The organism is Burkholderia sp. E168m23, from assembly GCF_016586125.1.
In the GTDB taxonomy this organism is placed as follows: domain Bacteria; phylum Pseudomonadota; class Gammaproteobacteria; order Burkholderiales; family Burkholderiaceae; genus Burkholderia; species Burkholderia orbicola.
Map to the genome: position 1 here is coordinate 1 of NZ_BCPP01000274.1, position 7,421 is coordinate 7,421.

Genomic DNA, 7,421 nt, shown 5'->3' on the forward strand with positions numbered 1-7,421 from the left:
CGGGCAACCCGGTCGCATTCGGCTGGGGCAATATCACGCGCGTGCAGCGCGCCCTCGCACAAGCGCTCGCCCACAGCCGCTGGCTCGTCGGCGAACGCTTCACCGCGGCCGACCTGCTGCTCGCCAGCACGCTGAAGATCGCGTTCGACGCGCATCTGCTGCCGCACGAAGGCGTGCTCGGCGACTACGTCGCACGCGCCGAGGACCGCGACGCGTTCCGCCGCGCGGTCGCGATCGAACAGCGCGAAGCGGCGCGTCTGCTGCACGCATGACGCGCGACGGGGCGGCGCCCCGCCGCCCTTGATCACGCCTGCGCGGCCGGCCCCGGCGCCGACGCGCCCGCGTCGATCACCACGCCCGGCGAACCGCGCTCGTCGGTATCGACGTCGATCGGCACGACTTCATGAAAATGCGTGTAATCGATGTGCGTGATGCCGTCCTCGTCGTGCATCAGGTCGACATAGCGGTGGCCCCAGCGGATCGCGTCATGCGCCCACTCATGACGCGCCTGCATGACCTGCGCGGTGGTCTCGTCCGAGCCCTCGATCGTGATCAGCAGCGACGCTTCGCGCGCGGCGAGCGACTCGGGCGTCTCGCCGAACAGCGCGCTCGACTCGTCGATCACGTGCATCAGGTTCCAGCCGAGCAGGAAGATCGGATGCTCGTTGCGCACGAGCGGCAGGTCGTGAATCTTGCGCAGCGAGTAGCCCTCGTGCGTGCCTTCGACGCGCATCAGCCGCAGTTTCGCCTGCGCCTCGGCAATCACGTTCTGGCGGGCATTCGCGGCGCGCACCATCAGCGTCATCCGGCCGTTCAGCGGCCGCACGATCGCGTAGCGCGCGAACAGGATCTTCGCCTGCGGCCGCGAAAACCGCGCGAACACGAGCCCCGTGGCCAGTGCGATGCCCGACATCCCGACGAAGATCTCCAACGTCGCGACGAGGTGCGCATAGACCGTCTGCGGATGCATGTCGCCGTAGCCGACGGTCGCAAGCGTCTCGACGCTGAAGAAGAACGCGCCGCCGAAGCCGGCCGGCGACTGGTTCGCGATCGGCGCATGGCCAAGCAGGTAAAGCGTCGCGAAGCCGCCGTTGAGCAGCAGGAACAGCACCGCGAGCGACAGGAAGAACACGGGCCAGCTGACCGTCAGCGCGCGATGGTAGAAGTCGCGCCAGCCGAGCGGCGGCATCCCGTACGCGATCACCGGGCGGGTGCCCGACCAGATCTTGCGGCCACGGCCGCGGGAGGCTGGGGAGGACGAATCGACGTTCATCGCGCGGCGCCGGTTGCAGGGAGGCGATGAGCGTAGCACGCGCGGCGGCGGGCGGGAATGCGGGCCGGTTTGGAACGGCAACGCGCCGCGCAGGCGTAAAAAAAGCCGGCCGCACGAGCGGCCGGCTGCGTCGTCATGCGAACCCGCGCGTCGCGCGCGCCGCGCTCACTTCCGGTCGACGATCACCTGGTCGAACGTACCGCCGTCGACGAAATGGGTCTTCTGCGCGTTCGCCCAGCTGCCGAAGACCTGCTCGACGCTGAACGTCTTCAGCGCCTTGAACTCGGCCGCATGCTTCTTCAGCACGGCTGCGTCGCGCGGGCGCAGATGGTGCTGCGCGATGATCTCCTGCGCTTCCGGCGTGTACAGGTAGTCGAGATACGCCTGCGCGACCTTGCGCGTGCCCTTCTTGTCGACCACCTTGTCGACGACGGCGACGGGCGGCTCCGCGAGGATGCTCGCCGACGGATACACGGCGTCGAACTGCGCACCCGACGCGCCCGTGTCCATCAGCGCGACTTCGTTCTCGAACGTGACGAGCACGTCGCCGATGCCGCGCTGCGTGAACGTCGTCGTCGCGCCGCGGCCGCCCGAATCGAGCACCGGCACGTTGCGGAAGATCGCCTTCTCGAAGTCGAGGGCCTGCTGGTCGGTCGCGCCCTTCTGCTTCTGGAAGCCCCATGCGGCGAGATACGCATAGCGGCCGTTGCCCGACGTCTTCGGGTTCGCGATGATCACCTGGACGCCCGGCTTCGCGAGATCGCTCCAGTCCTTGATCGCCTTCGGGTTGCCCTTGCGCACGAGGAACACCATCGTCGTCGAGTACGGCGAGCTGTTGTCCGGGAAGCGCGCGCGCCAGTCCTTGGGCAGAAGCTGCCCGCGCTCGGCGAGCAGGTCGATGTCGTTCGGCTGGTTCATCGTCACGACGTCGGCCTGCAACCCCTGCAGCACCGACAGCGCCTGCGCGCTCGATGCACCGTGCGACTGCTTGATCGTGACCGTCTCGCCGGTCTTTTGCTTGTAGGCGGCGGCAAAGCTCGTGTTGATGTCCTTGTACAGCTCGCGCGTCACGTCGTACGACACGTTCAGGATCGACGTGTCCGCGTGCGCGGCCGTCGCCGCCACGACCAGCGCCGCCGCCGCACCCGTGTGCAGCCAGCGGCCGATCCCCTTGATGCTTGCCATCGTGATATGCCCCGTTTCCAGTGGTGGTGAATGTGCGTGACCGCACGCGTACGCGCTGTCATCGAAACGTAAGCGGGCATTCTAGCGGCCGGCCGCGGCGCGCCTTCCAATCAGTCGTGGAAAGCAAATCTCGAATTCTGCTAAACGGCGGCCGGGGGCTCGCGCGCGCCGCCGCCCCGGTGTTAAGATCGCCGCTCAGCCCACTCACGGTTCATCCATGTCCGCTACCCTGCGCTCGCCCTCGATCCTCGCCGCCGTCGCGGCAGGTGCGCGCGCGGCCGGGCTGAAACTGAAAAAACGACTCCTCGACTGACGGGGACGTCGCGTCCCGTCAGGCGAATGCCGGACGGGATGCCCGCAGGTCGTTTCTTTCTCCTTGCACGCACGCCTCGCTCCGGCACACCGCCGGCGGAACGGTTCCTTCTCACTCCGTTTCCACCATGAGGCTTTGCATGAACACACGTTTCGAAGGTATCTGGCTGCCGATCATCACGCCGTTTCATCATGGCGAGGTCGACCATGCAGCGCTCGCGCGGCTCGCACGCCACTATGTGGCCGCGGGCATCGCAGGCTTCGTCGCGGGGGCGACGACCGGTGAAGGCGTGCTGCTCGACGCGCGCGAACAGGACGCGGTGTTCGCGACGCTGCGCGATGCGGCGCCCGCGCTGCCGATCGTCGTCGGGCTGACCGCGAGCGCGACGCACTTCGCGGCCGCCCGCGCGCGCGAACTCGCGGCGCTGCGCCCCGACGGGCTGCTCGTCACGCCGCCCGTCTACGTACGGCCGACGCAGGACGGCATCCGCCGCCATGTCGAAGCGATCGTCGACGCGGCCGACCTGCCGGTGCTCGTCTATAACATCCCGTACCGCACCGGCGTGAACGTCGAACTGGACACGCTGCAGGCGCTCGCGTGCGACTCGCGCGTCGCCGGCATCAAGGAATGCGGCGGTACGCTCGACCGGATGAGCCGGCTCGTGCACGACACGCCGCTCGCGATCCTGTCCGGCGACGACAACCAGAATTTCGCGGCGATGTGCGCGGGGGCGCACGGCGCGATCGCGAGCAGCGCCCACGTGCTGCCCGAATGGCATGTGCGCATCCATGCGCTACTGCGCGACGGGCGGCTCGCCGATGCGCGGCGCCTGTCGGTCGCGCTGCAGCCGCTCGTCGCAGCGCTGTTCGCAGAACCCAACCCGGCGCCGGTGAAGGCCGTGCTCGCCGCGCAGGGGTGGTGCGAGGACGGGTTGCGGCTGCCGTTCGTGCCGGCGAGCGAGGGGTTGCGGGAGCGGTTGGACAAGCTCCGTGCGGAGCTCGAAGCGTCCGCGTCGGCGGCTGCTACAGCGTAGGGACTCGATCCCGAAACTGTTTCAGACCGTCAAGATTCTTGACGCACCATACTGCGCAAGGTGGCCGTCGGCGGTGATGAGCACCATCGGCTCGTACGAGGCCTGCGCGACCAGCAATCGGTCGAACGGGTCGCCGTGGTGATGGGGAAGATGACGAACGGCCGCACCGTGTGCGGCCCGAACGGGCAGTTCCCGGTATTGACTCATCTTGAGCTTGTCGACCAGCCGATCCACATCGACGTCCAGCTTCCCCTTGCTGGCTTTGATGGCCACTTCCCAGATACTCGCGCTGCTGATGAACACTTCGTCTGCGGAATCAATCAACCTGCGCGCGCGAACACTCAGCTTCGGATTATTCGCAACCATCCAGAGAAAGATATGCGTATCGAACAGCAGTCGCATTACTTGCCTTCGAACGCGTCCAACAAATCGTCGGGAAGCGGTGCATCGAAGTCGTCGGCTATCCATATCTCGCCCTCCATGGCCCCGTACGGATGAATCGGCCTGAGCGGCACGAGCCGGACCGCCTGCTTGCCGGCCTGCGTGATCACGACACGTTCGCCGGCAATCGCGGCATCGAGAAGCCGCTGCAGATCGAGCGTGGCTTCGGGAACAGTGGCAACTTGCATGATGAGCTCCATTGAGTGACCCACCATTGTTACGACATTCGCGTCATTGCTCCAATAGGCCGAACGTCCAGCCGCTCGGACACTGGCTGGTCGTCGCGTCCGGAATCACGCCGCAAGCGCTCCCTCCGTCGCCTCCCCCACCGCCTGCGTCACGATCCGCGCGAGCCGATCGACCGTCGGCGTCGCCGACGACGTGCGCCGCAGCAGGATCAGCGGCAGGCTCGGCAGCGCCGGCAGCCCGCACGACGCCGCATCGAGCACGCGCACCGACGCGGGCAGCCCGTAATGCGAGCGCACCGTCAGCCCGAGACCGGCCGCCGCGGCCGCCCATAAGCCGGCTAGGCTCGGCGTCGTGAACGCGACGCGCCACGGCACGCCCGCACGGTCGAGCGCATCGGTCGCCGCGCCGAAGAACCGGCACGGCCGGTCGAACACCACGAGCGGCAACGGCTCGTCCGTCGCACGCACGGCACGACTGCCCTCGCCCTCACCACGCACACCGCCCTCCCCACCCGCATCCCCGCCGCCGTCCATCATCCCGACACCCCCGCCTGCCACCGCACCGATCCATTGCATCGGCACGTGCGCGATCGCTTCGCTGTCGATGCCCGCCCGCGACACGAGCGCCGCCGACGCCGGATCGCCCCACACGAGCGCCAGATCGAGCTGGTTCGCATCGAGCCGGTCGAGCAGATCGGCGTTGCGCGCGACGCGCGCCTCGATCTTCACCTTCGGATGGGCGCGCGCGAACCGCCCGAGCACGTCCGGGAGGATCGCCTCGCCGAAATCCTCCTGCAGCCCGACCCGGACCCAGCCGTCGAGCTTCACGCCGCGCACGGCCGCGGCCGCCTCGTCGTTCAGCTCGATCATCCGCCGCGCGTAGCGCAGCATCGCGTCGCCGGCGTCGGTCAGCGCGAGCCCGCGCCCGGCTTTCACGAACAGCGGCGTGCCGGCCTGCTCCTCGAGCTTGCGAATCTGCGCGCTCACCGCCGACGACGAGCGCGCGACACGGTCGGCCGCCTTCGCGAAACTGCCGAGATCCACGCCCGCGACGAGGCTGCGCAGCGCCGCGACGTCGAAGTTGGGACGCGCCAGCGTGGCATCGGCCCCCGCGAGCGGCTCGCCGCCGTCGCGCGGAATGTCTTGTCCGGACATCTCAATCATCCTGATTTATCGAACGATTCATCAAAAACTTTCCGATTTTCAGGATGAATGTAGGCCGCCAGACTGTGGACGTCAACTTCGAACCGGGCCTGTCGTCATGGATACGTCGTGCATCGCTTCTCCCTCCTCGCCTGCCCGCGACGTGCGCGGGCCCGCCCATCGCTGGCGCGTGCTGGCGGCCGGCGTCGCCGCGAACCTGAGCTTTTCGGCCGCCGCGGCCGGTATTCCGACCACGGCCGTGTGGATGCGCTCGGCCTATCACCTCGACAACGGCGCGCTCGGCCTCGTGCTCGGCGCGCTCGGCTTCGGCGTCGCGCTGTCCGAGCTGCCGTGGGGAATCGCCGCCGACCGCTTCGGCGACCGCCGTGTACTGCTGACCGGGCTCGTCGCGACGGCCGCGATGCTCGCGCTGATGGTGTGCACGATCGTCCCGACCGCGCACGCGGTGCCGCCGCTGATGCGCGTCGTCGCGGCGATGTGCTGCGTCGGCCTGCTCGGCGGCAGCGTGAACGGCTCGAGCGGGCGCGCGGTGATGCGCTGGTTCGGCGAGCGCGAACGCGGGCTCGCGATGAGCATCCGCCAGACGGCCGTGCCGCTCGGCGGCGGCCTCGGCGCGGCGCTGCTGCCGTCGCTCGCGTCGCATGCCGGCTTCGCCGCGGTGTTCGGTGCGCTGATGCTGCTGTGCGCGGGATCGGCCGCGCTCACGTGGCGCTGGCTGCACGAGCCGCCCGCCGAGCCGGCCGCGGCGCACCTCGCCCCACACGTCTCCACGCCTCGCGCGGCCCAACGGCCGCAGGCCGCCAGCCCCACGCGCAATCCGCTGGCGAGCCGCCCGGTGTGGCGGATCGTGCTCGGCATCGGCCTGTTGTGCGCGCCGCAGTTCGCGGTACTCACGTTCGCGACGGTGTTCCTGCACGACTTCGGCCGGCTCGGCCTCGCCGGCATCAGCGCGGCGATGGTCGCGCTGCAGCTCGGCGCGATGGTGATGCGCGTCTGGAGCGGCCGCCACACCGACCGGCACGGCAACCGGCGCGCGTACCTGCGCGGCTCCGTGTTCGTCGCGGCCGGGTCGTTCACGCTGCTCGCGGCGGCGACGGCCGGCAGCCCGCATGTGCCGCTCGCCGCGATCGTCGCGATTCTCGTGTTCGCCGGCATCTGTGTGTCGGCGTGGCACGGCGTCGCGTACACGGAGCTCGCGACGCTCGCCGGCGCGAACCACGCGGGCACCGCGCTCGGGATGGCGAACACGGTCGTCTACCTCGGGCTGTTCGCGACGCCGCTCGCGATTCCGCCGCTGCTCGCCGCGAGTTCGTGGAGCGTGGTGTGGCTCGCGGCGGCGCTGGTCGCGGGCGCGACCTACCCGCTGTTCGCGGCGAAATAGCCGCCCCGCCCGTTTCACTCGGGCGACGCGGGCGTCGCAGCAAAGACCCGCGACGCCCGCTCCCCCTCGTCAGGCCGCCTCGCGCGCCAGCGCGCGCCGCGCGGCCGGCCGTTCGGCCTCGCGCTGTGCATGAGCGGTCCATGCGGGATGCCGGGTCATGTCGAGCCCGATCGCGACGCCCCAGCGATACAGCACGAGCAGGAACGGATCGACGATCGAATGCGCGCCCGGCTCGGCCCACGTGCGGCCGTCGGCCAGCAGGGCTTCGATCGACGCGTTCGCGGCGTCGATCGTGCCGCGCCCATGCGCGCTCACCGCGCCGTGCAGCGCCGGATCGTCGATGAAGCGGCCCGGCCGCCACAGCGCACCGTAGCCGACGCCATGCACCCAGCCGACCAGCCAGGCGAGCCATTCGTGGCACCGCGCCTCGCGCAGCGGATCGT

General features: G+C 69.5%; 8 protein-coding genes and 1 pseudogene. 3 read left to right on the plus strand and 6 right to left on the minus strand.

The window, feature by feature from the left end; all coding sequences use genetic code 11:
- A partial coding sequence (locus tag JMF90_RS15930) for a glutathione binding-like protein (protein WP_236597986.1) occupies positions 1-272 on the plus strand: 272 nt, incomplete at its 5' end.
- Positions 273-304: 32 nt separating this feature from the next.
- On the opposite strand, the gene JMF90_RS15935 is transcribed toward JMF90_RS15930, so the two are convergent.
- Together JMF90_RS15935 and JMF90_RS15940 are read right to left on the minus strand one after the other, a co-directional pair.
- Positions 305-1,273, minus strand: coding sequence for an ion channel (locus tag JMF90_RS15935; protein WP_011546349.1), 969 nt, complete (start codon positions 1,271-1,273; stop codon positions 305-307).
- Between the two features lie 165 nt (positions 1,274-1,438).
- Positions 1,439-2,458, minus strand: coding sequence for a sulfate ABC transporter substrate-binding protein (locus tag JMF90_RS15940; protein ID WP_077179877.1), 1,020 nt, complete (start codon positions 2,456-2,458; stop codon positions 1,439-1,441).
- 452 nt (positions 2,459-2,910) lie between these two features.
- On the opposite strand from JMF90_RS15940, the gene dapA reads away from it, so the two are divergent.
- Positions 2,911-3,804 carry a 4-hydroxy-tetrahydrodipicolinate synthase gene (dapA, locus tag JMF90_RS15945; RefSeq protein ID WP_054928110.1) on the plus strand — a complete coding sequence of 298 codons (894 nt, stop codon included), beginning with the start codon at positions 2,911-2,913 and terminating at the stop codon, positions 3,802-3,804.
- A 21-nt stretch (positions 3,805-3,825) separates the two neighbouring features.
- Here dapA and JMF90_RS15950 read toward each other — a convergent pair whose 3' ends face one another.
- From JMF90_RS15950 to JMF90_RS15960, 3 genes are all read right to left on the minus strand, one after another.
- Entirely contained in the window at positions 3,826-4,206 is a 381-nt protein-coding gene (locus JMF90_RS15950) for a type II toxin-antitoxin system VapC family toxin (protein ID WP_027811667.1), read from the minus strand.
- Positions 4,206-4,445 carry a type II toxin-antitoxin system Phd/YefM family antitoxin gene (locus JMF90_RS15955; protein WP_077179876.1) on the minus strand — a complete coding sequence of 80 codons (240 nt, stop codon included), beginning with the start codon at positions 4,443-4,445 and terminating at the stop codon, positions 4,206-4,208. Before JMF90_RS15955 ends, JMF90_RS15950 begins: the two co-directional genes overlap by 1 nt.
- Before the next feature lie 93 nt (positions 4,446-4,538).
- Positions 4,539-5,588 (minus strand): LysR substrate-binding domain-containing protein, encoded by a 1,050-nt coding sequence (locus JMF90_RS15960; RefSeq protein WP_077280817.1) that lies wholly within the window; start codon positions 5,586-5,588, stop codon positions 4,539-4,541.
- Positions 5,589-5,694: 106 nt separating this feature from the next.
- Between JMF90_RS15960 and JMF90_RS15965 the strand changes: the two genes are divergently transcribed.
- A complete protein-coding gene (locus JMF90_RS15965) occupies positions 5,695-6,978 on the plus strand; it encodes an MFS transporter (RefSeq protein WP_077177881.1) in 1,284 nt (427 codons plus the stop codon).
- A gap of 69 nt (positions 6,979-7,047) precedes the next feature.
- Here the strand turns inward: JMF90_RS15965 and JMF90_RS15970 are convergent.
- Positions 7,048-7,421 (minus strand): annotated as a pseudogene (locus tag JMF90_RS15970) (glutathione S-transferase); the annotation flags it as partial.